Raw genomic sequence first — 25,947 nt, 5'->3', positions numbered from 1 at the left:
CCATGATGATTCGTGTTCCCTCGCCTGCTAAACTGAATTTGTTTTTACATATCACCGGTCGCCGTGAAAATGGCTATCATGAACTGCAAAGTATTTTTCAGCTGATTGACCTGTATGACTGGCTGGAGTTTGAACCAAACGCTGATGATGCGATTCAGATAGAAGGTTTGGCCTCAGTCGATCTGCAACAGAATTTAATCTATCGGGCGATACAATTATTGAAGCCCTATGCCAAAACGCCGTGCGGACTAAAAATTCGTCTGGAAAAAAATATCCCGATGGGTGCAGGTCTGGGTGGAGGGTCTTCCAATGCAGCGACGACCTTGATTGTGATAAACCAGCTCTGGCAGTGCGATTTAAATATTGAGCAACTGGCAGATCTCGGGGTTAAACTGGGTGCAGATGTGCCGATATTTGTGCATGGTAAAAATGCTTGGGCTGAAGGCATTGGTGAACACTTAACATTCATAGACTTAGATCAAAAAAAATTCATTGTGTTAAAACCTGATTGTTTTATCAGCACTCAAATGCTTTTTTCGCAAAAAGCATTGACAAGAGACACGAAGAGCACTAAATTTTGCGCCTATCAGGAAACGCCATCTGATTTTGGAAATAACTTTGAGCCACTGGCAAGAAGCTTATATCCTGAAGTCGATGAAGCAATGCAATATCTCGACCAGTTCGGTAGAGCAAAGCTTACAGGTACAGGTGCTTGTGTGTTTATTGAAGTCACTGAAAATCTGAACATCGAAGATATTCTTGCAAATGCACCATGTAAAGCTTACCTGGTCAACAGTTTACAAGAATCACCTTTAGTTCAGTTTAAAGTGTAGATAGGGGTATCGCCAAGTGGTAAGGCACCGGGTTTTGATCTCGGCATCCGTTGGTTCGAATCCAGCTACCCCTGCCATTTTCCACCTGTAGATGTACTGTATTAGGGGTATCGCCAAGTGGTAAGGCACCGGGTTTTGATCTCGGCATCCGTTGGTTCGAATCCAGCTACCCCTGCCATCTTACAGTCATCAAATTAGGGGCGTCGCCAAGTGGTAAGGCACCGGGTTTTGATCTCGGCATCCGTTGGTTCGAATCCAGCCGCCCCTGCCATTTTCTCGAAAAAAGACAGAACACTCATTTGCTGTAAGACTGTTAATTTACCTTGACACTTTACCGCAAAAATATTAAAGTTCTGCCGCATTAGGGGTATCGCCAAGTGGTAAGGCACCGGGTTTTGATCTCGGCATCCGTTGGTTCGAATCCAGCTACCCCTGCCATCTATTCCCATATATCCCAACCGCCAAGGGTGCTTCATGCCCAATCTTGTCGTTTTTAGTGGATCTGCGCATCCACAATTCGCTCAAAAAGTCGTAAGTCACTTACATATTCCTCTAGGCGCTGCCTCTGTAGGTCAGTTCTCTGATGGTGAAATTGCTGTCGAGATTACTGAAAACGTTCGTGGTAAAGACGTATTTATCGTACAACCTACTTGTGCCCCAACTAACGATAACCTGATGGAAATCTTGGTGATGGCTGATGCTTTGCGTCGTGCAAGTGCGGGTCGTATTACTGCCGTGATTCCTTATTTTGGTTATGCTCGTCAAGACCGTCGTCCACGTTCAGCACGTGTTCCAATTACTGCAAAAGTTGTAGCAGACATGCTCACTACTGTAGGCGTTGACCGTGTTGTGATGATCGACTTGCACGCTGACCAGATCCAAGGCTTCTTCGATATCCCTGTAGACAACATCTACGGTACACCAGCGCTACTTGCTGACTTGCGTCAACAATCGCATCATAACCTGATGGTGGTTTCACCTGACGTTGGCGGTGTAGTACGTGCACGTGCTGTTGCAAAACAAATGGGCGATATCGATCTTGCAATCATCGATAAGCGTCGTCAAAAAGCGAATGAATCACAAGTGATGCATTTGATTGGCGATGTAAAAGATCGTGATTGTGTCATCGTTGATGACATGGTAGATACTGCTGGTACGTTATGCAAAGCTGCTGATGCATTGAAAACTTTCGGTGCTCGCAAGGTTGTTGCGTATGCAACGCATCCAGTACTTTCTGGTAAAGCGATTGAAAACTTAAAGAATTCTGTGATTGATGAACTGGTTGTGACTGATACCATTCCTCTTTCTGATGAAGCTTTAGCTCTGGGCAAGATTCGCCAGGTTTCAGTAGCCAGCATGGTTGCCGAAACGATTCGTCGTATTAACAACGAAGAATCTATTAGCGCAATGTTCGATTCTTATCTATAATAGAGCGCTGAATTTTCAAAGCCCTGCCATTTGGTAGGGCTTTTACTCACTAGACTGGTCGCAAGTCTGGTTCATTTAACTTAAATAGGATGTCTATCATGGCAAACTTCGTATTAAACGCAGCAGCACGTGAAGAAGCAGTTCAAGGGAAAGGTGCGAGCCGCCGCCTTCGTCTTCAAGCTAAAGTTCCTGCAATCATCTACGGTGGTGAAGCTGCTCCTGTAGCAATTACTGTTGAGCTTCGTCAGCTTGTTAAATTCTTAGAAAACAATTCATTCTTTGAAGAAGTTATCGAAATTGATGTAGACGGTAAAGTTGAAAGCGTTAAAATCCAAGCGTTACAACGTCACCCAGCTAAAAACACACCAATGCACGCTGACTTCAAACGCGCATAAGTGTTAATGGTGTAATTAGTGTCAAATATTTCACTGATTGTTGGTTTGGGTAACCCAGGTTCTGAGTATGCCCAAACCCGCCATAATGCAGGCTTCTGGTTCGTAGAACGCCTTGCAGACCAATATGGCATTACCCTCAAAAAAGACCCGAAATTCAACGGATTTAGCGGTCGTGGCAATATAGAAGGTCAAGACGTCCGTCTTCTTCTACCGACAACCTTTATGAACCTTTCCGGCAAAAGTGTTGTTCCTTTCGCCAAATTCTACAATATCGCACCTGAATCGATCCTGATTGCCCATGATGAACTGGACATGAATCCCGGTGTCATTCGCCTGAAAACTGGCGGTGGTCACGGTGGTCATAATGGTCTACGCGATATCGTGCCGCATATTGGTTCAAACTTCCATCGCCTGCGTATTGGAATTGGCCATCCTGGTGCCAAAGACCGTGTTTCCGGTCATGTGCTCAGTAAAGCACCTAGCAGCGAACAGAATTTAATGGATGATGCAATTTCCCATGCGCTCGCCCGCACAAAAATGCTGGTGAATGGTGAAGTACAGCAAGCCATGAATCAAATCAACGCATATAAGCCGAACTAAACATTCAAAAATTGCTGGACAATTCCGCTTGCCAGAAAGTTTATTTAAGCGCAAAATGCGTTTGCTCGATTGTTCACCATACAGCAAGCAAGATTGATTTAACCAAATGATCAAACTCTTAGGTCAACTCAGGGGACGCTAGCCATGCTATCTCGTTTATTAAAATGCAAAATTCACCGCGCTCACGTTACACATGCAGAACTACACTATGAAGGTTCATGTGCAATTGATGGCGTTTTGATGGATTTGGCTGGCATTCGTGAATACGAAGAAATTCATGTGTGGAACGTGACCAATGGTAAACGTTTTGCAACTTATGCAATTCGTGGCGAAGACAATTCAGGCATCATTTCAGTCAATGGTGGCGCTGCGCATCAAGCCGATGTAGGCGATATCGTGATTATTGCAACCTTTGGCGATTTCACTGAAGCTGAAGCGAATGCCCATCAGCCTCGCTTGGTTTATGCTAACCCAAATAATACAGTCAGCCACACCGCCAACTGTATTCCGGTACAAGTCGCATAATCTGATCAGACCAGATACCCAAAAGCTCGCACATTGCGGGCTTTTTTAATACCCGAATATTGACCTATTTAACTGCCCTCTCGCCAGCTTTTAGAGCTTTCACAGTTTAAGGGTTTTAATTGTTGATCCAGCAAATCAAATAACAAGGCCTTGCCATTTTCCTTCACTTTCAGCTCTGCAAATTTGGCGTTACGATAACAAGGCTCCAGACCCTCGGGGAACATGAAACTGTTAGCAGCAGGATACAAAGCCTCAAAAGTATTGCGTGGGTTTTTCAGCATTAATCGGGCCACACGTTCCGATTGATTGAGTGCACTTCGATCAAAACTGGTTTTAATAACTCTGCGCTGCTGCTCCAGCTGCACATAACTCATTACATGTGATTGATTTTTAAAATCTTCAATCTTTATGTCAGAAACAGGCTGTTCGGAACCATTCCCCGCTGCCACTGCGCTAAAATGCAGATCATAGTTCAGTACCATATAATCCCCTTGCAGGATCGAACGCGGATCGACTGGTGCCAACTCGACAAAGATACTGTCGCTTTTGGCCAGATGCCATTCATGCTGGACAATTAAACCTACGAATAAAGCAATACTAAAAATACTAAGATGCAGTGCCATAAACTTTTTCATCATGAGACCACTCCTGCTTTCAGCTGGAACTTCGGTGAACTCAACACATAAGCCAAAAGCAACACCAGCACACCTGAGGCAAAAATACTGACACTTTTAAATAAAAAACTTAGTCCCAGATTGTAATACAGCAGCCATAACCAGAAGATCAGTAGCAAAATGGTCAAGGCTTGCATCAATCGTTGTTGATTCACCATGGCCCAAGCCATAAACACTAAAATGATAAAAATTTCAAAGTAACCCAATGCAATCAGCAGAATTCCCGCAGCAGGAATGAGCCAGAGTTGAATTCGTGAAAATTGCTTGAGATGAATCCCGACAAAACTCAATAGCCAGAAAGCTGGCAAAATATAGAAAATCATGGCTTCATCTATACCATGTGGCTGCAATTGCTGAGCCACACCAAATTGCAGTAAACATTGAAAAATAGCCGTCACCACCAAAATACTAATCATCCATAAATTCATGCTTTTGGCATAAGCTGAAGCGAGCCAGTATCTCGCAGTAAGCAAAGCTCCTGTCAGAATGCTGTAATTCAGCAGCATGATCCACGTCAGCAGGCGCTGATCCTGAAAAAATGCATGTTGGTCGACCAGAACTGCAATTCCCAGTATATGTGCAAGTAACAACTGCAACAGCACCACCAGCCAATGCATACGACTCATGATAGTCAGCAGCGTAATGCCGACTTGTATCAGCCAAATCAGTAATAGGCTCTCTGTGAGTAATTGGGTATGAATCAATACCGCGGCCTGACCGCACACCCACAAACAATAAGCCAATTGCCGCAGAAAAACTGAGGGCTTGCTACGAATCAACCACCAGGCGACTGCGATAAAAATGACTCCCATCAGAATCGAAAAATTTCCCCAATAGGTCAGCAACAGCATGGCCAAGATCACACCAGCAATCCATGCGCCCAAGGCCAATGGAATGACCGAAAACCGGCTCTTGGGCAACAGCTTGATCAGCAAACCTGTAATAGCTGCAAACCAACTGAATATCAACAAAGCCAATACCAATAAGCCGGCGGCTGAATCCTGTAAATATTGCTCAGTGAGATCAAAAATCAGAATACTAAAACTCAGTGCCAGTCCTGCAATCAGTAAGCTGGTTTCAAGCTGTTGCTTTCGGGTATAGAAATAAGCACTGAATAAAATAGGCAGAACCAGCACCGAAGCCAAATACCAGATCGAATCCGAGTCGACAAACCGGAACATACTCACTACCGAAATGAGTACCACGATGGCGATAAACAGATAGCGCAAAACCGGATAATAACGTAAGGCATAGATCATACTTAGCCCGGTCAAAAGATTCAGACTGAGCAGATAAAGAGTTTCAGCACGCACCAACCAAAAGCTTTGTTTAAAATAAAAATACAGCGCCAGCTGACTGACCACACAAAATAATGCAAAGATCCCAATATTCGGCCGATACAGCCACGGCAGTAGCAGTAAAGCCCAAAGCAGAAATAACTGATAACTGTCAGCACCGGTCTGATAAATCTGTCCAATCACGGCCAGACTTAAGCCGAGCATTAGACCCGATACAGTATCCAGACTTTGTCTTAACTTTTCCCGTGCCGCGAAACGCACACTCAACAATGCCGAACCCAGCAATAAAATTTGAGGAATAAACAGCTGGACAAACTTGGGCAACATCCACCAGTTTGCTGCCAGCAGATACACGATACTGACAGCGATCAGCGCCAGCCCAATGATTTGAAGAATTTGAATCACAGCAGGTTGAATAAATAACAGCGGGGAAAATGGACGATCTGGCGATGGTACTGTTCTGGACATGCTAATCTGTTCAATTTTTATTTGATTTCACCTTAGCATGATTTTTGCAGGATATGCCAGGCAGGAACAGTCCAAGTATGCTGTACATTTTTAAATCAGGATTTGATAAATTCCGTACCCTGCAATCATGAGCAGAATCATGCCGCACAATGCCAGCAAATGTGGATAGAGTCGAGAATGGGATAAGTGGTTGAAACCCAAATACACCACAGACAAAGTCAGAAAATCCAGGAGAATCCAGCTCAAAGTCAAAATAATTAAACTTAAATCAAGATCAGGAGTAATCCCGATAAACTGCGGGAAAAAAGCCGCAAAGAAAATAATGTCCTTCGGATTAGAAATACCAACCAAAAAACCTTGTCGAAAACCACCATGCACAGGAACTAGATTCTCCTGAGCTTGCTCCTGCTGCTTAAAAATAACTTCACGGAAAATCTGCCAGCCCAGATAGCCAATATATAAACAGCCCAGCAGCTTGATCGCATCCAGCCATTGCGCATTAATGACCAACAAACCTTTTAGACTCAATACCGATAAGGCAATTAACACCAGAGAGGCGAAATTGGTACCAAAAATGGTTCTTAAAGCCGCCGCATAACCACCTTTTAAACCGGCACTGGCCACCAGCAACATCACTGGGCCAGGTGTAGCGATCATCACCACAACAGCCAGACAATATAAAAAATATTCACTAATATTCATGCCACCCCTCAGCTATTGTTATTTTTATGCATAAAAAAAGAGGACTTAGTCCTCCTCTTGTATATGAATCAGATGCTGACTGATACCGTCTGCCCGCAGAAAAGCCAGATCATAACTGGCAGTAGCCAAGGCCAAGATCCGGCGCTCAAACTCGTCCCAGAGCGGACGCACCTGCTTATAATGGATGCCCAAACCACTATCGTCGGTAAAATGCCGATTTTTTTCACAGAGCTTTAAAGCATGATACAGCTTGCGCCCTTTGGAAGCATCATCACGCAAGCGCACCCGTTTCGACAGCACAAAGGCCTGCACTTTGACAAGATCGGCATGCGGTAACAATGGCACCAGAATCTGATCCAGCTGTGCATCCAGTCGCTGCCACACAGCTCGATGCTGCTCAGCACTATACGTATTCCAGTGAATCACTTCATGATTAAAACGGCGACAACCACGACATACCGCATCACCAAATACGGTCGAGCAACGCCCTGCACATGGGGTTAAAGACGCAATACGACGATCTGAACTCAAAACACACTCCAAAGATACTGCAACTTTCAGTATCTGCATCACTGCACAAAATCCTGGGCCGGGCATGACTATACACGCTCTCTCCCATGAATTGAAGCCTGTTAAAAGACTTGCGTTTTACTCGCTTATTCACTCGAATCAAGCTAAAATATGCGCCTTTCAAATTATCATGCTACGTTGGAGTATTCCATGAACGCTACTGTAGAACAGCTTGCACCTGTAGAACAGCAAGCGACGACTGGTTGGGTTGTTGCCGCACTTTATCAATTCAAAGAAGTTCAAGATCCTGCTGATCTTCAGCAACGTCTTTTGGACCTGGTAAAATCCATCAACCTTTGCGGTACTCTAATTGTGGCAGGTGAAGGCATTAACGGTACGGTTGCAGGCGACCGTGCATCGATTGATCAAATTCACCAGTTCCTTCTAAATGAAGGTTTTAACGAAATGGAATACAAAGAATCTGACAGTTCTGAAAAGCCATTCCGTAAGATGAAAATTAAATTAAAAAAAGAAATCGTGACTTTAGGCGTGGAAGTAAAACCGCGTGATTTAGTCGGTCACTATCTTGATCCAAAAGAATGGAACGAACTGATTGCACGTGATGACGTGATTCTGGTCGATACACGTAACGATTACGAATACAAAGCCGGCACTTTCAAAGGCGCAATTGACCCGAAAACTGAAAGCTTCCGCGAATTCCCTGAATACGTGAAAAATAATCTGGAACAGCACAAAGACAAGAAGATTGCGATGTTCTGTACAGGTGGTATTCGTTGTGAAAAATCAACCTCTTTACTTCTTCAAGAAGGCTTCACTGAAGTTTATCACCTGAAAGGCGGTATTTTGAAATACCTGGAAGAAACCCCGGCTGAAGAAAGCATGTGGGAAGGTGAATGCTTCGTGTTTGATGGTCGTACTGCCGTAACGCACGGTGTTGAAGAAGGCCAAAACACCAAGTGTCATGCGTGTGGCTGGCCTTTACTTCCAGAAGAAGTTGCCCTCCCAAGTTATGAACATGGTGTCTCTTGTGTGTACTGTATTGACAAAACCTCGGAGAAACAAAAAGAAGGTTTCCGTATGCGTCAATCACAAATTTTAGCAGCAAAACGCAAACGCCTCTAATTTGGCCTTTTGTAATGAAATATATAAAAACCCTCTTCGGAGGGTTTTTTGTTTACATAAAAATCACAACAGTAATAAAACTCTTACCAATTCCTTACCAAGAACCTCATTTTTTTCCAAACAAGATTGTTAGTCTAATGATACGGTGATTTACAAGCTAAGTCTTTCATTATTAACTGAAATTTTTACTTGAAAAGGAATATAAAATGGCAGGCTCACTTGCTCGAGATTCAGACAATCTGGTTCAATTTCAACCAAAAGAAAATATAAAGCTGCAACGACTTCATCAAATTTCTGAAGAGCTTGAACAGCAGTCACATCTGTTCGTCGTTATCTTGGGAACCGTTATTGGCGCAATCTTGGCGCTGTTCATTGGTTACCATATCAATACCAGCATCATGCATTTTATCCTGCTGAGTATTCTGCCGATCTGTTTGGCCTATTTCTTACGTAAAGTTTATATTTATACCCTGACGCATAGCTAATTCTGCCTGATCATTTATATTCCAAGACTTTACCGCACAAAAAATACTGCTTAGGATACAGGCAGTATTTTTTATTTTGCCAATCATATGAATCTGACCGAATGGATTATTTCCGTTATGGAGCAACTGGGCTACTGGGGCATTGCTCTGCTCATGTTCCTGGATAATGTCTTCCCGCCAATCCCTTCCGAAATTATTATGCCTTCCGCGGGCTATTCAGCCTCTCAGGGCGAGTTAATACTCGTCGGGGTAATCATGTCCGGCTGTATCGGCTCCCTGCTGGCAGCCGCCTTGCTGTACTGGATTGGCTATAAATTTAACCATGATTCTATTTTTAAATTTGTCGATCGTTATGGCAAATATTTATTTATTAAATCAGAAGATGTAAAAAAATCATTGAGTTGGTTTGAGCATTATGGTCACCGGATTGTGTTCTTTGGCCGCATGATTCCTGCGGTTCGCTCGCTGATCAGCATTCCTGCTGGCATGAGTCATATGCCCTTCTGGAAATTTATGTTTTATAGCGCACTTGGAACCATCATCTGGACCACATTTTTGGCGTGTGTCGGATTTTATTTTGGCGAAAACCAGCATTTGATGCAGCAAATTTTCAGTAAAGTCAGTTATGTGATTATTGCCATTGTTGTGGTAATTATTATCTGGATTTTTTACCGTAGACAGCAGCGTAAAAATCGTCCATCCTGAGGGAAGATGCCTTAAGGAGATTAAAACGATGTCGCATTATCTAAAATATTTTGCCACCGTTTATCTGACCTTGGTTCTATTGGTAGGCATACTCATCTATGTATTCAATCTGGGCGCCATTCTGCTGATTCCTGCCCTGATTGCTTCTGCCTTTCTCAGTGCCCGATACTTTGTTAAGAAAGAACTTCGTTTGCCGACTCAGCAAGAGAAAAGCAAACTGGTCTGGGGCTCTACTATCATTGCTATGACATTCGGGTTTATCTTTTTAGTAGTGGTCATCTGGATGAACCCGCAGACAGATGAGATTTATAGAACCATCACCTATATAGGAAGAGGAACAAATTCATTCCTGGTGGCTGCAAGTATTGCCTTACATGCCTTACTGTTCCATATCGCCTACAATGCTTATGCACGCTATAGTCTGGCCAAGCGTACAGGCTTGGAAAGAAAATAGGATCGGGCAGCTCTCAAAGATGCAAAAAGGCCAAAGCTAAAAAAAGCACCCTGCGGTGCTTTTTTTATGAATTATTCTGGAGTGTGATACATCAGATACAATTCATTTAAGTTTTCTGGAATTTCTTCTGCAAGCTCGTCCATTAACTGGCCATTGCGACGGAAAGTTTCCATTTGTGGATCTTCATCATCAATGCCGCTGAAGACCATGATTGGCAGGGTTAAATCCACCAGTTGTTCTTCAAATTCTTCAGTAAACCAAGCGTCTTCGTTTAGGAACATGGCGTCTACAAAGCCCACACTCCAGTCACCCAAGCTTGATTCAGTATCTGCTTCTTCAATTTCAAACGGGAACGTAATCCCTTCTTCATTGGCTAAGCTTTGACGAATAGACTCTAACCATGCTTGCACCTGAGTGATGATTTCTGCAGGCACTTTCTTTTGATTACTATCAAAAAGTTCGTCTAACCATTTGTCGAATTTTGGGCCTACTGCAATAGCACATAAGAAACCATGGGTTGCCGCGAAATCTAGACCATGTTCATTTTGGTCACCATCTAGATATTCACTCAACAGGTCTAAATCTAAAGCACTCATCTAACATCCAAACTTAGAAAACCGAAAGGTTTAGCATAGCATTTATTCAGGCTATGCTAAATCCGAATTCGTTAATCTTCGTCGTCAAAATCGTCATCATCGTCGAAGTCATAGTCAAAATCTTTGAGTTCGCGCTCTAAACGACGTTGGGTCAGCAGATCATCGATCAGACGACGTTTTTCCAACGACTCTTTAGCACTGAGCTTGCTAGAAGCCTCATCGAAATTAACATCATCTTCACCGAAGTTATCATCTAGTTCAAAATCTGTAGAAGACACTAAAACTTCCTCATGAGTGAAAAATGTAAAAGGATTTAAGCGCTATTTATCGTGCCTAAAATAACAAGTCAAGTTTTATTTGGATTTTCGTATTTTTAATTTGTAATTAGGGGTTTTTTCTGTCTCAATTGTGTGCCATGATATAATCCACCCTGCGTCCTTATGTTTTTTGATTCTCCTTTTTTGAGTCATAAACAGACACGCATGGGATGAACTTGAAAACAACAAATTCACCCCCATCTTAAATTACTGAATTTCATTTTAAATATTTTATCAGACAGCTTTAATGCTGAATTCACTGATGAAATATGTAGGCTATTCACTAAATTTAACGAGCTTAAATCGTGCAGCATTGTACGGTTTTTTACTGCCACAGATTCAACGAAGAGTAAGCAAAAGATGAGCGATATGACTTCCCCTACTTCTCAAGTAGCGGCTCTGATTAGCCGAGGCAAAGAACAAGGTTATTTAACCTTCGCTGAGGTTAACGATCATCTGCCGGACTCCATCACAGAAAGCGAGCAGATTGAAGACATCATTCAGATGCTGAATGACGTTGGTATTCCGGTACATGATCGCGCGCCTGAATCTGATGATACGATGTTCGAAGATACTGCAGAAGCGGCGGATGAAGTTGCAGAAGAAGAAGCTGCAGCCGTACTTGCCTCGGTAGAAAACGAGCCAGGTCGTACCACTGACCCTGTACGTATGTATATGCGTGAGATGGGTACAGTAGAACTTCTGACTCGTGAAGGCGAAATCAGCATCGCAAAACGCATCGAAGAAGGTATTCGTGATGTTTTGCACTCGATTGCTTACTGGCCGAATGCGGTAGAAGTGGTACTGCAAGAATACAAAGATTATGAAGCGGGTGAACGCCGTCTTGCTGACCTTTTATCAGGTTATTTAGATCCTGAATCAGATGAAGAAATTCCTGAAGTTCTAGAAGAAGAAGCGGTTCTTGCTGAAGATGAGACTGACTCGAAAAAATCGACCAAAGATGTAAAACTGGACGATGATGAAGAGGAAGAAGAAGCAGATTCTGATGATGAATCAGAAGCAGATTCTGGTCCAGATCCTGAAATTGCTAAAGCGCGTTTCACTGAACTGGAAAATGCGTGGCTGAATACCAAAGCAACCATTGAAAAACATGGTCGTGACAGCAAACAGGCTGAAGAAGCTCTTCAGGCACTTGCAACTGTATTCATGATGTTCAAATTTACCCCGCGTCTATTCGATATCATTTCTGAAATGATTCGTGGTACCCATGACCAGATTCGTGGTGCAGAACGTGAAGTGATGCGCTATGCAGTACGTCGTGGCCGTATGGATCGTACCCAGTTCCGTACCAGCTTCCCGGGTCAGGAATCGAATCCAGCCTGGTTAGATGAGCAGATTGCGAAAACACCTGCAGACCAGAAAGCTTATCTGGAAAAAGTACGTCCAGACGTATTGGCCTTCCAGCAAAAAATTGCCGATATCGAGAAAGAGCTTGGTCTTGATGTAAAAGGTATTAAAGACATTGCCAAACGTATGGCTGTCGGTGAAGCCAAAGCACGTCGTGCCAAGAAAGAAATGGTTGAAGCGAACTTACGTCTGGTCATTTCGATTGCGAAGAAATATACCAACCGTGGCTTGCAATTCCTGGATCTGATTCAGGAAGGTAACATCGGTCTAATGAAAGCCGTAGACAAGTTTGAATACCGTCGTGGTTATAAATTCTCGACTTATGCCACTTGGTGGATTCGTCAGGCGATTACCCGTTCGATTGCGGATCAGGCACGTACCATTCGTATTCCGGTACACATGATTGAAACGATCAATAAGATCAATCGTGTATCTCGTCAGCTTCTACAGGAAATGGGACGTGAACCGACGCCTGAAGAACTGGGTGAACGTCTGGAAATGGACGAAGTTAAAGTACGTAAAGTACTGAAAATCGCCAAAGAACCGATTTCGATGGAAACACCAATCGGTGATGATGAAGATTCGCATCTGGGTGACTTCATTGAAGACAGCAACATCACGTCACCAATTGATGCTGCAACGTCTGAAGGCCTGAAAGAAGCAACACGTGAAGTTCTGGAAAACCTGACTGAACGTGAAGCCAAAGTCCTGAAAATGCGTTTTGGTATCGACATGCCGACTGACCATACTCTGGAAGAAGTGGGCAAACAGTTTGACGTGACCCGTGAACGTATCCGTCAGATTGAAGCGAAAGCACTGCGTAAACTTCGCCATCCATCGCGTTCAGAACACTTACGTTCATTCCTTGAGAATGATTAAGATTTGATGCTTGATGTGGGGACTTGAAATTTGATCATCAGTCTCCATTTAAGTAGCCAAGACAGACCCAAACGCCTGCATGATCGCAGGCGTTTCAAATCAGGGGGACTACCATGTTAGACCGTACACCATCTCGTGAACTTCAAGAACATCTTTGGGTTTTCCCTATGGATTATCCGATTAAACTGATTGGCCTTGCGGGCGATGAATTGCGTCACGCTGTCATCGACATTTTTCTAAAACATTTTCCAGATTTTGAAGGTGATAGCGTAAGTATTACACCATCACGTACTGGCAAATATCACTCCATTACCGCACAACTGCGCTTTCTGGAGCTGGAACAGGTGCATGCAGTGTATGCAGATTTGGCCGCCTGCCCGCTGATTAAAACTGCATTGTAATCGAAAATACAAAAGACACGCTTCCGGGCGTGTTTTTTTATGCCTGTACAATGACTGAGCTAGCGCTTAAATATTGCAGATCTCGCCCCTATTTCATGCCGAAGCCATTATAATTATGATCAGTTTTTATAATTACTAAGGACACTCCCTGTGACTGATGTGCTGCAAAAGCCCGAGCTGATCATTCGTCAATATCACGACCTCACACCTTATGAAGATCGTTTTCTGGAAATGAAAACATTTACGGAAACCCGTGATGAACATAGCCCGGATCAATTGTGGATTTTGCAACATCAGGATGTACTGACTCAAGGTCAGGCAGGCAAACCGGAACATATTTTAATACCAAGCAATATCCCGGTGATTCAGACCGATCGTGGTGGTCAGGTGACCTGGCATGGTCCCGGTCAATTGGTGGCTTACTTCATGTTTGACCTGAATCGTCTGGGCTGGAATGTGCGCACGCTGGTGTCTTATGCTGAAAACCTGATGATTGACTTGCTGAAAAAATATGGCATTGATGCCTATGCCAAACCGGATGCACCCGGGGTATATGTGTCTGAGCGAAAAATTGGCTCACTCGGTTTTAAAATTCGTAAAGGCCGTAGCTACCATGGTCTGTCCTTAAACCTGGATTGTGACCTGAGCGGATTCAACACCATCAATCCTTGTGGCTATGCAGGACTGGAAATGGTACGCATGAGTGACCTGCTCGAACAACCACCCCAGTTTAGCCAGTTGTGCACTGAAATTATTGAAACTTTGCGCCACAGCGGGTACTTTAAGCAAATAACTGTCGAGCAAAGATAAAGCCTTTGCATTTCAACCCCAAATAAATTAGAGTATTTACTCTAAACTAATAATATTGAGATAGGGATCATCACGTGATTGCGACTAAATCCGTAAAACCCGCTTTGCAGCTTGCCTATGTCAAACTCATGATGGATGTGATTGGCCGAGGTCTGGTCATGGCAAGTCAGGTGGATAAAGAAATCAAACAGGAAGTGGCCCATTTTCCAGAAAATTTTACTCTTTCCATGAAAGTCTTTCCGCATGGCCCGGCCTTTGTAGCGCGAGTCACTGAGGACAAACAACTGGAACTGGTTAAAAATCTGGAAAAAGCACCTGATTTGATCATTACCTTTAAACATCTGCACCATGCCTTTTTGGTGTTTTCTTTTCAGGAAAGTACCTCACAGGCTTTTGCCCATGACCGTATGATTGCTGATGGCGATATTTCCAATGCCATTCGCCTCGTTCGCTGCCTGAATAAAATGGAAGCACTGATTTTGCCGAAAATGGTGGCACAACTGGCAGTGAAAGAATATCCAAGCAATCTAAGCCTAAAAGAAAAACTAAGCGAAGCGAGCAGTATTTATCTGAAAATCGCTCAATCCTATTTGAAACGGAGTGTATAACATGGCTAAACCTTATTATGAATTTTTCTGTCCGGTCAAAGTGATTGCCGGTCATGCCGCGTTAGAACATATTCCGTTTGAACTTGCGACTTTAGGGGCCAAACGTCCGCTCATCATTACCGACAAAGGCGTCCGTGCCAACAATTTGTTGGCACCAATTGAAGCTGCATTTGAAATGGCAGATGCTGCAATTGTAGCGATTTTTGATGATGTACCACCCGACTCTAGCTTGGGTACAGTGCGCAGTGCGGCAAAGCTGTATCGCGAAAATCATTGCGACGCGATCATTGCTGTGGGTGGTGGTTCAGTCATTGATACCTCTAAGGCAACCAATATTCTGGTATCGGAAGGCGGTGATGACCTGCTGAAATATTCGGGTGCACATAACTTGCCTAAACCGCTGAAACCGTTCTTTGTGATTCCAACCACATCTGGTACAGGTTCAGAAGTGACCATGGTCGCTGTCGTGTCGGACACTGAAAAGAACGTCAAAATGCCGTTCGCCTCTTATTATCTGATGCCGCATGCTGCGATTCTGGATCCCCGCATGACCCAGACCTTGCCGCCACATTTAACTGCCATGACCGCAATGGATGCTATGACCCATGCGGTCGAAGCTTATACCTGCATGGCAGCCAATCCGATTTCGGATGCTTATGCCACCGCCGCAGTCAAAAAGATCAGTACCCACCTATTTAATGTGCTGGATAACCCTTCCGATGCACAAGGCCGTCTGGAGCTGGCACAGGCATCGACCATGGCGGGAATTGCATTTTCCAACTCGATGGTTGGCATTGTGCATTCACTGGGGCACTCATTGGGTGCAGTGGTACACCTGCCGCATGGTTTATGTATGAACTTATTCCTGCCTTATGTGCTGGAATACAACAAAGAGGTCAATGGCGATAAAATTGCAGATCTGCTCCTGCCTTTGGCGGGTGCCGATATTTATGCACAAACGCCAGCGCATCTACGTGCTGACAAAACCATTGCGACGATTCTGACCATGCGTGACCGGATTTACAGTCTGACCAAATTACCACGCACATTACGTGAAACCGGTAAGATTTCTGAAGCCCAGCTCGATGAAGTGGCAGAGAAAGCCCTGAATGATGGTTCCATCATTTATAACCCGAAAGAAGCCACCCTAGAAGATTTAAAATCTATCTTAAAAAAGGCTTGGTAATTACTGAAAAATAAGCCAATATAGCCGAAATTCCAGCCTGATGTTTTTTTAAACATCAGGCTTTTATCTTGCATAAGAAAAAATTCGATTTCTTTTTTGAATGGCACATTTTATGCAGGACAAAAGTCAAAAAAATAGCTAGCAAAAGCCGTTCTTTTCAAGTAGATTGGCGGACTTTTATAGAAAACTGTAGGGGGGATCGTTCGTCTCAAACGATCCTTATAAATATGACTGATCCTTGATCAACGATTAAGAGGATAACGCCGTTGACTAATATCTCTGGGACTCAATCGGCAGCTAAACTGCAAAAAACGCTGGGACTCTGGCACATCATTATTATTGGTTTAGCTTATATTCAACCCATGACCTTGTTCGATACATTTGGTCTGGTATCTGAAGAAAGTAACTTCCACGTTCCTACCTCTTACATTTTTGCACTGATTGCAATTTTGTTAACCTCCTTGAGCTATGGTCATATGATTCGTCGCTACCCTTCTTCGGGTTCGGCCTATACCTATGCGCAAAAATCCATCCACCCGAACGTAGGTTTCATGGTGGGTTGGTCATCCTTGCTGGATTACCTGTTATCGCCAATGGTCAATATCATTCTGGCTGTGATTTATCTGGAAGCACTTTTCCCGGATATGAACCATTGGGTTTGGGTCATTGGTTTAACCGCCTTTATGACTGCAATTAACCTTCGTGGTGCGAGATTTGTTGCCAACTTCAACAGTATGATTGTATTCGTACAATTGGGCGTCATTGCATACTTCACCTGGATGGTTTACCAACTTCTGGAAGGTGGTGTAAATGCAGACGGCACACTGGTCAATGCAAAGTATCAATTGTGGAGTTTAGAGCCATTCTGGAATGAGTTTACGTCTGTTGCTGCCCTGATTACCGGTGCAACCTTACTGTGTTTCTCATTCACAGGCTTTGACTCTTTAAGTTCTCTTGCTGAAGAAACCAAAGATACTGAGAAAACCTTACCTAAAGCGATTTTCTTGACTGCATTATTGGCAGGTATCATCTTCATCATCAGTACTTACTTTATGCAGATCTTCTTCCCGAATGATCCAAAAACTTACTTTGAAGATATCGCTGCAACACAGCCGGATATTTTACAAGCTGTAGGTGGCGTGGCGTTTAAGACAGTCGTACTTTACTTCGCAATTGTGACAGTCATGGCTTCTGGTATTTCAGCACATGCGGGTGTATCACGTCTGATGTACGTGATGGGTCGTGATGGCGTGATCAACAAGAAGATCTTCGGTCATATTAGCCCGAAAAACTACACACCTTCCTACAACATCCTAATCGCTGGTGCAGTGGCTTTAACTGCTGGCTTTATGGATCTTGACTTTGTGGTGTCTTTGATCAGCTTTGGTGCCTTAACTGCATTCAGTTTCGTCAACTTGTCAGTGATTTCACGTTATGCATTACGTGATGGTCGTACCAAGAGTGCTAAAGAGATCATGAACTTTGTCGTTGTTCCTTTACTTGGCTTCATTTCAGTATTTGCATTGTGGCTAGAAGTCGATGAAGCTTCGCTTAAATACGGTCTGATCTGGGCATTTGGCGGTATCTTGTACTTGGGCTATAAAACTAAAGGCTTCAAGCACCCAGCTCCTCAGCACAATGAATTTGACGATAAATAATATCGTTTCAATTCAAATAAAAAAGGCGCTTCATGCGCCTTTTTTTATGTCTGTCATGTTTTGATTTTACTAATGTAAATAACAATCAAAACCCATCTGGGTATTGACCCGATTATTTTCATAACCCAGTTTCTCGATAAACAGACTGCGATTAGACAATAACTTTTGCTCTTCCGGACCTAAACGGGCTTTATTCTTGATAGCCAGTTGATACATTTCATCCACGACATCCTGAAAAATATCAGAGACTTCCTCACGCTTGGCGGGCTTTAATTTACGCCCTCGCCAGGTCCATTGAAAATCATCTGCATCCAAGCTCTGTCCCCATTTTTCAATACGCGTATCTAAGCGTTTTTGCATGTTGAGCAAACCCTGCTGTATTTCCGCTTGAGTAATGGGTTGAACTTCCTTTGTTGCCGATGTGGCAGCACTGCCCTCTTCCGCATTCACGGAAGCCGCAACAGTTCCAAGACAACATACGATGACAAGTTTTACTAGAGGCTTCAAAGCTGCACCTTTTGTTATATTTGATAAAGTTATAAATTCAAGCATACAACGAAGTGAAAAGCAGTTTATCTATTTGTTACACAAAATAAAAAAGCCACCCAAAGGCAGCTTTTAGAATCATCACAAATTTCAGCTTAAAGCGTTTTAAAACCTTGCTGACGCCAAGCTTCGTAGACAATTACTGCAGTGGCATTCGACAAGTTCAAACTTCGGGAGTTTTCTGCCATCGGTAAACGAATCCAGTGCTTTTGCGGAAACATCATACGAACATGTTCAGGCAGACCACGAGTTTCCGGACCCATTAACAAGGCCACAGGACAGTTTAAATCCGAAGTATGCGGTGTTTCAGAACCTTTGGTGGTCAATGGATAGATTGCATCCAGCCCAATGCCTTTGCTTGCCAAATCGGCCAGACAGTCTTCGATGTTTTCCCAAATCTGCATATTGGCATATTCGTGATAATCCAGACCGGCACGTTTCAGCTTTTTGTCATCCAGCTCAAAACCCAGCGGCTTGACCAGATGCAACTGTGCTCCGGTATTCGCACATAGACGAATGATATTGCCTGTATTTGCAGGAATTTCAGGCTCATATAAAACAACGTGGATCACAGCTTACTCACTCAATATATTTAATTCAGACAGGACATTCGTCTTGCGCTCGGGCAAAGCAGTGCTTTGCTTATCCTCGCTCATGCCATTGCAATTGTTCACGTAAGCGTACAACTTCACCAATAATGGTCAAAGTTGGGGCTTGAATCTGATGTTCGGACACTTTGGATGCAATATCGGCAAGCGTTCCTACTACAACTTTCTGTTCAGGCGTCGTACCTTTAGAAACCAAGGCCACTGGCATGTCGGCTCGCTGACCATGAGCGATTAATTCTGCACAGATTTTCTCCAGTCCCACCAGCCCCATATAAAGCACCAAGGTCTGGTTTTCATAGACCAACTCACTCCAAGGCAATTCTGGCGAACCTTCTTTTAAGTGACCGGTCAGAAAACGCACACTTTGCGCATAATCACGATGGGTTAATGGAATACCGGCATAGGCTGAACATCCTGAAGCTGCGGTAATCCCTGGAACCACCTGGAAAGTAATTCCAGCAGCAAATAGCTCTTCAATCTCTTCACCGCCACGCCCGAAGATAAATGGATCACCGCCTTTCAGACGACAAACCCGCTTTCCTTCACTGGCATATTTCACCAACAAGGCATTAATTCCATCTTGCGGAACCGCATGATTGGAACGTGCCTTACCCACATAGATCTTTTCCGCATCACGGCGGCACAGCTCCATAATTGGCGCTGAAACCAGTCGGTCGTAAATCACCACATCCGCTTGCTGCATCAAACGTAAGGCTTTTAAGGTCAACAGCTCTGGATCACCCGGACCCGCACCGACCAAGTAGACTTCACCTTTCGGCTTTTGCCATTCTTGTAAGGCTTGCTCGATCAGGCGATCTGCTTCCGCGATATTGTCGTTAAACACCTGCTCTTTTAGCGGACTGGCATATAAATCTTCCCAGAAAATACGGCGTTCATCCGGATTGACAATTTTAGCCTTAACCGCACTGCGCCATTTTCCTGAAAATTCAGCCAACTTGCCCATTCCATGCGGAATAGCGGCTTCTAACTGAGTACGGATCTGTCGCGATAATACCGGCGACGTACCATTTGATGCGACCGAAATGACCAATGGCGAACGGTCAATAATCGCTGGCACCATAAAGCGGCAATGCGGCGGATCATCAACGCTATTGACCAGAACATTTTCCGCTTCACACAATTCAAAGACCTGACGATTGGTCTCTGCATCATCAGTCGCCGCAATCACCAGTCGATATGAACGTAACGCAACTTCAGGATGAAAAGCCGCCTGCACATATTGTCCTTGGCTATTTTGCACAATTCTCAACAGACTCTCTTCAATTTCAGGCGCAATCACATGAATGATCGCACCTGCTTTTTGAAGTAAAAGTGCTTTACGGTATGCAATATGTCCACCACCGACAATCAGACAAGGTTGCTGTTGCAACTTTAACGAGATTGGAAAAATATCCACGAACTACCTCAAAATTTTAAATCTGACTGTCTATGCAATTTTCATGCACATTTAGGGATGCTGAGATCGACAATTAGTCGATATAAGTCGCACCACACATATATGGACGTAATACTTCAGGAATCTCAATGGAGCCATCGGCACGTTGATAGTTTTCCATCACTGCAAGTAAAGTACGACCCACGGCCAGACCTGAACCATTCAAGGTATGCACAAATTCAGTTTTCTTCTGATCAGCACGGTAACGCGCTTTCATACGACGCGCCTGGAAATCACCCATGTTTGAGCATGAAGAAATTTCACGGTAGGTATTTTGGCTTGGTACCCAGACTTCCAAGTCATAAGTCTTGGTCGCACCAAAGCCCATGTCACCACCACAAAGTAAAATTTTACGATATGGAAGTCCGAGTGCTTGCAAAATGCCTTCAGCATGGCCAGTCAATTCTTCAAGCACTTGCATCGAAGTTTCAGGTTTTACAATCTGAACCATTTCGACTTTGTCGAATTGGTGCTGACGGATCAAACCGCGGGTATCACGACCATAAGAACCTGCTTCGCTACGGAAACATGGCGTGTGCGCTGCATATTTCAGTGGCAGACGGTCTGCATCAATAATTTCATCACGTACGAAATTCGTCACTGGCACTTCAGCAGTTGGAATCAGATAAAACTCTTTTTCGCCCTGCAGCTTAAACAGATCTTCTTCAAATTTAGGCAGCTGACCAGTCCCACGCAATGAATCTGCATTGACCAGATAAGGCACATAGGCTTCGGTATAACCATTTTGATCAGTATGCGTATTTAGCATGAACTGGGTAATGGCACGTTGTAAACGCGCCAATGGACCTTTCAATACACTGAAGCGTGAACCAGTTAATTTGGTCGCGGTTTCAAATTCAAGACCGCCCATCATTTCGCCCAGATCCGTATGGTCTTTGATTTCGAAATCAAATTCACGCGGTGTACCCCATTTCAGGATTTCCACATTATCGCTTTCGTCTTTACCTTCAGGCACAGCTTCATCTGGCAAGTTTGGAATAGATAATAATTTTTCTTCAAGCTCAGCTTGCAGTTCAGCCAGTGCTGCTTCAGCTGCTTTGATTTCATCACCAATCGCAGACATGCGTGTCATGATTTCAGATGCGTCGCCACCTGCTTTTTTAATTTGACCGACTTGTTTGGCACCGGCATTACGTTCAGCTTGCAGTGTTTCTGTCTTGGACTGAATCTCTTTACGGCGTGCTTCTAGGGATACCCACTCTTCAACATTGAGTTGAACACCACGTTTTGCCAAGGCTACATTTACAGCCTCAATATTATTTCTGAGTAATTTCGGGTCGATCATAATCAATCTTTGCAGAAGAAAAAAACTGGCTATAGTGTAAGCTCTTAACGTCAAAAAATACAGTGACCATGACCCTGGCTGCGTCCTATTAGCACAATATTTAGGAAGCTTCTTACTGCAAAATGGCTAAATATTCAGACTGAATCACTTCCTTTAAATCCACATAGGACACTTTTAATTCAGGCATTCCTGTTGCTGCGGGAGCTAATTCGCCTGCTGGATACACCATCACCAGACCTGTTGTATCAAAATAATAGTTATCACCCAATTTTAACTGCTGTGGTTGAATGCCCTGCGTATTCAGCCATTGAGTATTGGCCTGATACATTGCATTCAGCAGTTTCTGCTCACCGCCATTTAATAATAGTTGGGAGAGGGCCAAACGTTTTCTCTGCTTTAGATCAAAATTGATATATTCCACATGTTTCAGAGAAGCATTTTTGCTCCTCGCCAGATTGGAACTTTTTAAGGCAAAAGTCGCCAGATAAGCGTGCTGACCAATAAATTCTACCTTGATAAAGCGCTGATCCAGATAATGCGGCTCATCAGCTTTTTTAGGATTTTTCTGGGTGATTTTGGTGAATGCAACAGGTTCGGTATGCTGTATCCGCTCAATAAAATATTGATTAATCCAGTCAATATTGCTGTCCACCGTTTGTAGATCGAAGCGCACACAACCTTCTATTTCACATACCACTTTGGCTGCCCCTTTAATTGGAACGGTTTTGGCTTCAATTTGCACAACCCGATCTGTTTGCGCGAGCGTTGCCACTGAGCTGGATTGAGGCTGACAACCCAACACACCCACAGTGAGTAATAAAACAGCGTAAATTTCAGCAATTTTAAATAGATTAATCTTCATTTTGAGCTCCCAAAATTTTGCAATTTCATTGACTCGACTTTTATTTATTCTAAGATGCTCTCGTGTTTAGATATAGCTGAACCTTGTAGCCTGTCCAAAACAATCCTGATGATCGGCAATAAAAAAGCAACCTCGAAAGGTTGCTTTTTTAGTTGGTTCATATTGATGCTTATTGATCAATGATGTCCGTACCTTTTGGTGGAGTAAAGTTAAAGGTGGAGGCTGGAATACTGCTATTTACTTTTACATTGCTAAATTTGATATTAGTGGTTTGTCCCAATGAATCCTGCAAGATCATCAAGCTTGGTGCTTTGTTCGCGCCAAAGCTAATGGTCAGGCTTTCAAACACACCATCGGTATTTTTAGGATACAGCGTATAATAGGTTTTGCCTTTATTTGGCTGAGTCACCCGGTAAGACTGCATAATCTGGCTGGTGTTTCCTGACAGCAATAACGCCGGCGTATTGGCAACCTGCTCATCTAAGCTTTGACGAACGGCTTGCTGCAAGTCCGGATCATAAATCCATACGGTTTTACCCGTGGTTGCAATGACTTGCTTCGACGGTGCGGTCGTTTCCCAATAGAATTTACCCGGACGCGCGACTTTCATCACCCCTTTAAAGGTTTGATTCATATGTTGTGCAGTCAAACCTTTTTTCTGGGTCGCTCTCGGATTGGTGACCTTAGTGCTTTGTTCGAAATTTGCCGTCATGCTACGCACATGATTGAGCTGCTTGACCAGACTGGCTGTTGCCTGTTGCTCCGAAGCTGCCACAGGTGCAGCAAACACGGTTGTACTCATCACCGGTGCTAAAGTCACTGCACCCAGAGCCATAGCACAGACGGTTTTACGAAGCATATTCATAATTTCACCTTTATATTTTGCGTGATCGCAATTTATTTGATAGCTCATCTTAAACGAAAATTAAAAGCTAAAATGATAGAAAATAAGAACTTTTGTATTGTTATTAATTCGAAACCGGTTTTTTTGTTCATCATTATGAAGATTTCAGGACAATTTTTACATTATGGAATGTCGCTTAATCTGCCTATTAATTTTCAGGCATAAAAAAACCCACAATAACTGTGGGCTTTTTTCTATCTCAGCGAATTACGCGTCAACAGATACGTAGCGACGGCCGAATTGACCTTTCACTTCGAATTTTACTACGCCATCAGCAGTAGCAAATAATGTATGGTCACGACCCATACCAACGTTTTGACCAGCGTGGAATTCAGTACCACGTTGACGAACGATGATGTTACCTGCAGTTACAGTTTGACCACCGTAAACTTTAACACCTAACATCTTAGGATTCGAATCACGACCGTTCTTAGTCGAACCACCGGCTTTTTTAGTTGCCATGTCTATTTACTCCTCGTAATTAGCCTGAAATAGCTGTAATTTTCAACTCAGTGAACCATTGACGGTGACCTTGTTGTTTACGGTAGTGTTTACGACGACGCATTTTGATGATGCGGATTTTGTCGTGACGACCATGGCTAACTACTTCAGCAGTTACAGTAGCACCAGCAACAACTGGAGCACCGATTTGAATGCTTTCACCGTTAACAAGCATCAATACGTCATCAAACGTAATAGTCGCGCCAGTTTCAGCTTTCAATAATTCTACTTTAAGGGTTTCACCCTCAACTACACGGTGCTGTTTACCACCGCTTTGGATTACTGCGTACATAATGTACTCCAAACAAGCCCGTGTCGTCGTGCCGATAAAGGAATATATCGAACTTAAGACGTACGCCACTGGGGGATATCTAAGGGCGAGGATTTTAAGGGATATTCAAAAAAACAACAAGCCATTTTACTGAAATAATAATGAGCAGGATGCGCTAATTATTTAACTATTAAATAATTTCTATCAAATCAAATACTCAAGATATATTCAGCAACAAAATAATACAGCAGAAATCCGGCCATTTTGATTAATATACTCAGCCTGATGAATAGGGCGACTCCCCTGAGCTTTCCTGATTTTTTATGGCTCGAAATATGGATCGAATCTACATAAGATCTATAAAAAGCTGATTTTTAGTGGAGTTTATGCATTTCTTAGGTTTCACTCATGTTATAAATTGTTAAACTACGCCCAGCGATTTACCAGACTAGAGGTTTTCTTTCACATGACCATCGACTTTAAGCAAGACATTCTCGCTCCTGTTGCTAACGACTTTGCTGCGATGGACACATTCATTAATGAAGGAATTACCTCAAAAGTTGCATTAGTGATGGCCGTCAGTAAACACGTGGTGGAAGCGGGTGGCAAACGTATGCGCCCGATTATGTGCCTTCTGGCCGCCAAGGCGTGTGGTGCTGAAAATTTAGAGCCGCACCGTAAACTGGCTGCAATCATTGAAATGCTGCATACCGCAACACTGGTGCATGATGATGTGGTAGATGAATCCGGTCTGCGTCGCGGCCGCCCGACGGCCAATGCCACCTGGAATAACCAGACTGCGGTTTTGGTCGGTGACTTTCTGATTTCACGTGCTTTTGATTTGCTGGTCGACCTGAATAACATGGTATTGCTCAAAGATTTTTCGACCGGCACCTGTGAAATTGCTGAAGGTGAAGTGCTGCAACTACAATCCCAGCATCAACCGGAAACCACTGAAGCGACTTATTTGAATATTATTCATGGCAAAACTTCGCGCCTGTTTGAACTGGCCACCGAAGGTGCTGCCATTTTGTCGGATAAAGATGAATTCCGTCAGCCTTTAAAAACCTTTGCCGGACATTTCGGCAATGCTTTCCAGATTATTGATGACATTTTAGATTACACCTCCGATGCGGACACGCTCGGCAAAAATATTGGTGATGATCTCATGGAAGGTAAACCGACCCTGCCATTGATTGCGGCACTGAAAAACACCACCGGTGAGCAACATGAAATCATCCGTCGCAGTATTGCCACTGGCGGTACAGAACATCTCGATCAAGTCATTCAAATTGTCAATGCGTCCGGGGCACTGGACTATTGCCGTCAACGTGCGACTGAAGAAACGGAAACCGCCATTCATGCCTTGCAGGCATTACCTGACTCTGAGTATCGTCAAGCTCTGATTAATCTGGCCAAACTGGCCCTACACCGAATTCAGTAATCTTTA

The 25,947-nt window shown here is 43.6% G+C and carries 30 protein-coding genes and 4 tRNA genes; 20 read left to right on the top strand and 14 right to left on the bottom strand.

Features of this window, described 5'->3' with window-relative positions; all coding sequences use genetic code 11:
* The first annotated feature begins 5 nt into the window (after positions 1-5).
* From ispE to panD, 9 genes are all read left to right on the top strand, one after another.
* A complete protein-coding gene (gene ispE / locus WFH18_RS01315) occupies positions 6-833 on the top strand; it encodes a 4-(cytidine 5'-diphospho)-2-C-methyl-D-erythritol kinase (RefSeq protein WP_305177381.1) in 828 nt (275 codons plus the stop codon).
* A 2-nt stretch (positions 834-835) separates the two neighbouring features.
* Positions 836-910 (top strand) — tRNA-Gln (locus WFH18_RS01310).
* A 26-nt stretch (positions 911-936) separates the two neighbouring features.
* A tRNA-Gln gene (locus WFH18_RS01305) sits at positions 937-1,011 on the top strand.
* A gap of 18 nt (positions 1,012-1,029) precedes the next feature.
* Positions 1,030-1,104: transfer RNA gene (locus WFH18_RS01300), tRNA-Gln, on the top strand.
* A gap of 92 nt (positions 1,105-1,196) precedes the next feature.
* A tRNA-Gln gene (locus WFH18_RS01295) sits at positions 1,197-1,271 on the top strand.
* A gap of 36 nt (positions 1,272-1,307) precedes the next feature.
* Positions 1,308-2,261: a ribose-phosphate pyrophosphokinase gene (locus WFH18_RS01290; protein ID WP_004280601.1), complete on the top strand. Its 954-nt coding sequence runs from the start codon at positions 1,308-1,310 to the stop codon at positions 2,259-2,261.
* A 98-nt stretch (positions 2,262-2,359) separates the two neighbouring features.
* Positions 2,360-2,656: a 50S ribosomal protein L25 gene (gene rplY / locus WFH18_RS01285; protein ID WP_004645781.1), complete on the top strand. Its 297-nt coding sequence runs from the start codon at positions 2,360-2,362 to the stop codon at positions 2,654-2,656.
* An 18-nt stretch (positions 2,657-2,674) separates the two neighbouring features.
* Positions 2,675-3,256, top strand: a complete 582-nt coding sequence (pth, locus tag WFH18_RS01280) for an aminoacyl-tRNA hydrolase (RefSeq protein WP_004645783.1) — start codon at positions 2,675-2,677, stop codon at positions 3,254-3,256.
* 144 nt (positions 3,257-3,400) lie between these two features.
* The gene (panD, locus tag WFH18_RS01275; protein WP_004280606.1) at positions 3,401-3,781 is read left to right on the top strand and encodes an aspartate 1-decarboxylase; all 381 of its coding nucleotides are present in this window, start codon (positions 3,401-3,403) and stop codon (positions 3,779-3,781) included.
* Positions 3,782-3,849: 68 nt separating this feature from the next.
* Here the strand turns inward: panD and WFH18_RS01270 are convergent, their stop codons facing one another.
* The 4 genes from WFH18_RS01270 to WFH18_RS01255 form a co-directional block, all read right to left on the bottom strand.
* Positions 3,850-4,416 carry a GDYXXLXY domain-containing protein gene (locus WFH18_RS01270; RefSeq protein ID WP_034439601.1) on the bottom strand — a complete coding sequence of 189 codons (567 nt, stop codon included), beginning with the start codon at positions 4,414-4,416 and terminating at the stop codon, positions 3,850-3,852.
* Entirely contained in the window at positions 4,416-6,221 is a 1,806-nt protein-coding gene (locus tag WFH18_RS01265; RefSeq protein WP_004731888.1) for a DUF2157 domain-containing protein, read from the bottom strand. Before WFH18_RS01265 ends, WFH18_RS01270 begins: the two co-directional genes overlap by 1 nt.
* 90 nt (positions 6,222-6,311) lie before the next feature.
* Positions 6,312-6,923, bottom strand: coding sequence for a LysE family translocator (locus tag WFH18_RS01260; protein WP_004280611.1), 612 nt, complete (start codon positions 6,921-6,923; stop codon positions 6,312-6,314).
* A gap of 45 nt (positions 6,924-6,968) precedes the next feature.
* Positions 6,969-7,454 (bottom strand): DUF1289 domain-containing protein, encoded by a 486-nt coding sequence (locus WFH18_RS01255; protein WP_005252584.1) that lies wholly within the window; start codon positions 7,452-7,454, stop codon positions 6,969-6,971.
* A 189-nt stretch (positions 7,455-7,643) separates the two neighbouring features.
* Here WFH18_RS01255 and trhO point away from each other — a divergent pair, with 189 nt between their 5' ends.
* From trhO to WFH18_RS01235, 4 genes are all read left to right on the top strand, one after another.
* Positions 7,644-8,576: an oxygen-dependent tRNA uridine(34) hydroxylase TrhO gene (gene trhO, locus WFH18_RS01250; RefSeq protein WP_004645789.1), complete on the top strand. Its 933-nt coding sequence runs from the start codon at positions 7,644-7,646 to the stop codon at positions 8,574-8,576.
* Between the two features lie 206 nt (positions 8,577-8,782).
* Positions 8,783-9,061, top strand: a complete 279-nt coding sequence (locus WFH18_RS01245) for a hypothetical protein (RefSeq protein WP_004280617.1) — start codon at positions 8,783-8,785, stop codon at positions 9,059-9,061.
* A gap of 87 nt (positions 9,062-9,148) precedes the next feature.
* Positions 9,149-9,766, top strand: coding sequence for a DedA family protein (locus WFH18_RS01240; RefSeq protein ID WP_004731893.1), 618 nt, complete (start codon positions 9,149-9,151; stop codon positions 9,764-9,766).
* Between the two features lie 28 nt (positions 9,767-9,794).
* Positions 9,795-10,220, top strand: coding sequence for an ABZJ_00895 family protein (locus WFH18_RS01235; RefSeq protein WP_004731895.1), 426 nt, complete (start codon positions 9,795-9,797; stop codon positions 10,218-10,220).
* Between the two features lie 71 nt (positions 10,221-10,291).
* On the opposite strand, the gene WFH18_RS01230 is transcribed toward WFH18_RS01235, so the two are convergent.
* Positions 10,292-10,816 carry a YecA/YgfB family protein gene (locus tag WFH18_RS01230; RefSeq protein WP_004280621.1) on the bottom strand — a complete coding sequence of 175 codons (525 nt, stop codon included), beginning with the start codon at positions 10,814-10,816 and terminating at the stop codon, positions 10,292-10,294.
* Between the two features lie 71 nt (positions 10,817-10,887).
* Positions 10,888-11,094, bottom strand: a complete 207-nt coding sequence (locus WFH18_RS01225) for a PA3496 family putative envelope integrity protein (RefSeq protein ID WP_004280622.1) — start codon at positions 11,092-11,094, stop codon at positions 10,888-10,890.
* 351 nt (positions 11,095-11,445) lie between these two features.
* Between WFH18_RS01225 and rpoD the strand changes: the two genes are divergently transcribed.
* The 6 genes from rpoD (at position 11,446) to WFH18_RS01195 (ending at position 18,043) form a co-directional block, all read left to right on the top strand.
* Positions 11,446-13,380: an RNA polymerase sigma factor RpoD gene (gene rpoD / locus WFH18_RS01220; protein WP_224215688.1), complete on the top strand. Its 1,935-nt coding sequence runs from the start codon at positions 11,446-11,448 to the stop codon at positions 13,378-13,380.
* Positions 13,381-13,493: 113 nt separating this feature from the next.
* Entirely contained in the window at positions 13,494-13,781 is a 288-nt protein-coding gene (locus tag WFH18_RS01215; protein WP_004280625.1) for a YbeD family protein, read from the top strand.
* Positions 13,782-13,931: 150 nt separating this feature from the next.
* Positions 13,932-14,591, top strand: coding sequence for a lipoyl(octanoyl) transferase LipB (gene lipB / locus WFH18_RS01210; protein ID WP_004731898.1), 660 nt, complete (start codon positions 13,932-13,934; stop codon positions 14,589-14,591).
* Between the two features lie 74 nt (positions 14,592-14,665).
* Positions 14,666-15,199 (top strand): hypothetical protein, encoded by a 534-nt coding sequence (locus WFH18_RS01205; protein WP_004280628.1) that lies wholly within the window; start codon positions 14,666-14,668, stop codon positions 15,197-15,199.
* 1 nt (position 15,200) lies between these two features.
* Complete coding sequence (locus WFH18_RS01200; protein WP_004280629.1) at positions 15,201-16,385, top strand: iron-containing alcohol dehydrogenase; 1,185 nt, start codon at positions 15,201-15,203, stop codon at positions 16,383-16,385.
* A gap of 266 nt (positions 16,386-16,651) precedes the next feature.
* Positions 16,652-18,043 (top strand): APC family permease, encoded by a 1,392-nt coding sequence (locus tag WFH18_RS01195; RefSeq protein ID WP_004731900.1) that lies wholly within the window; start codon positions 16,652-16,654, stop codon positions 18,041-18,043.
* 69 nt (positions 18,044-18,112) lie between these two features.
* On the opposite strand, the gene WFH18_RS01190 is transcribed toward WFH18_RS01195, so the two are convergent.
* From WFH18_RS01190 to rplU, 8 genes are all read right to left on the bottom strand, one after another.
* Positions 18,113-18,595 carry a hypothetical protein gene (locus WFH18_RS01190; protein WP_164542748.1) on the bottom strand — a complete coding sequence of 161 codons (483 nt, stop codon included), beginning with the start codon at positions 18,593-18,595 and terminating at the stop codon, positions 18,113-18,115.
* Between the two features lie 89 nt (positions 18,596-18,684).
* The gene (locus WFH18_RS01185; RefSeq protein ID WP_004731903.1) at positions 18,685-19,161 is read right to left on the bottom strand and encodes a tRNA (cytidine(34)-2'-O)-methyltransferase; all 477 of its coding nucleotides are present in this window, start codon (positions 19,159-19,161) and stop codon (positions 18,685-18,687) included.
* 70 nt (positions 19,162-19,231) lie between these two features.
* Positions 19,232-20,614, bottom strand: coding sequence for a siroheme synthase CysG (cysG, locus tag WFH18_RS01180; RefSeq protein ID WP_004731906.1), 1,383 nt, complete (start codon positions 20,612-20,614; stop codon positions 19,232-19,234).
* Between the two features lie 73 nt (positions 20,615-20,687).
* Positions 20,688-21,959, bottom strand: coding sequence for a serine--tRNA ligase (gene serS, locus WFH18_RS01175; protein WP_164542747.1), 1,272 nt, complete (start codon positions 21,957-21,959; stop codon positions 20,688-20,690).
* Between the two features lie 112 nt (positions 21,960-22,071).
* Positions 22,072-22,821, bottom strand: a complete 750-nt coding sequence (locus WFH18_RS01170; protein ID WP_164542746.1) for an RsiV family protein — start codon at positions 22,819-22,821, stop codon at positions 22,072-22,074.
* A 169-nt stretch (positions 22,822-22,990) separates the two neighbouring features.
* Positions 22,991-23,686 (bottom strand): outer membrane lipoprotein chaperone LolA, encoded by a 696-nt coding sequence (gene lolA / locus WFH18_RS01165; RefSeq protein ID WP_004280638.1) that lies wholly within the window; start codon positions 23,684-23,686, stop codon positions 22,991-22,993.
* Between the two features lie 246 nt (positions 23,687-23,932).
* Positions 23,933-24,187: a 50S ribosomal protein L27 gene (gene rpmA / locus WFH18_RS01160; RefSeq protein WP_004280639.1), complete on the bottom strand. Its 255-nt coding sequence runs from the start codon at positions 24,185-24,187 to the stop codon at positions 23,933-23,935.
* 19 nt (positions 24,188-24,206) lie between these two features.
* Positions 24,207-24,518, bottom strand: coding sequence for a 50S ribosomal protein L21 (rplU, locus tag WFH18_RS01155; RefSeq protein ID WP_004280640.1), 312 nt, complete (start codon positions 24,516-24,518; stop codon positions 24,207-24,209).
* 445 nt (positions 24,519-24,963) lie between these two features.
* On the opposite strand from rplU, the gene sdsA reads away from it, so the two are divergent.
* Entirely contained in the window at positions 24,964-25,941 is a 978-nt protein-coding gene (gene sdsA, locus WFH18_RS01150) for an All-trans-nonaprenyl-diphosphate synthase (RefSeq protein ID WP_164542744.1), read from the top strand.
* The last annotated feature ends 6 nt before the right edge of the window (positions 25,942-25,947 follow it).

The organism is Acinetobacter sp. USHLN143, from assembly GCF_037145695.1.
Lineage (GTDB): Bacteria > Pseudomonadota > Gammaproteobacteria > Pseudomonadales > Moraxellaceae > Acinetobacter > Acinetobacter fasciculus.
Note: the sequence above shows the minus strand (reverse complement) of the source record. Positions and strands in the feature narration are given on the sequence as shown.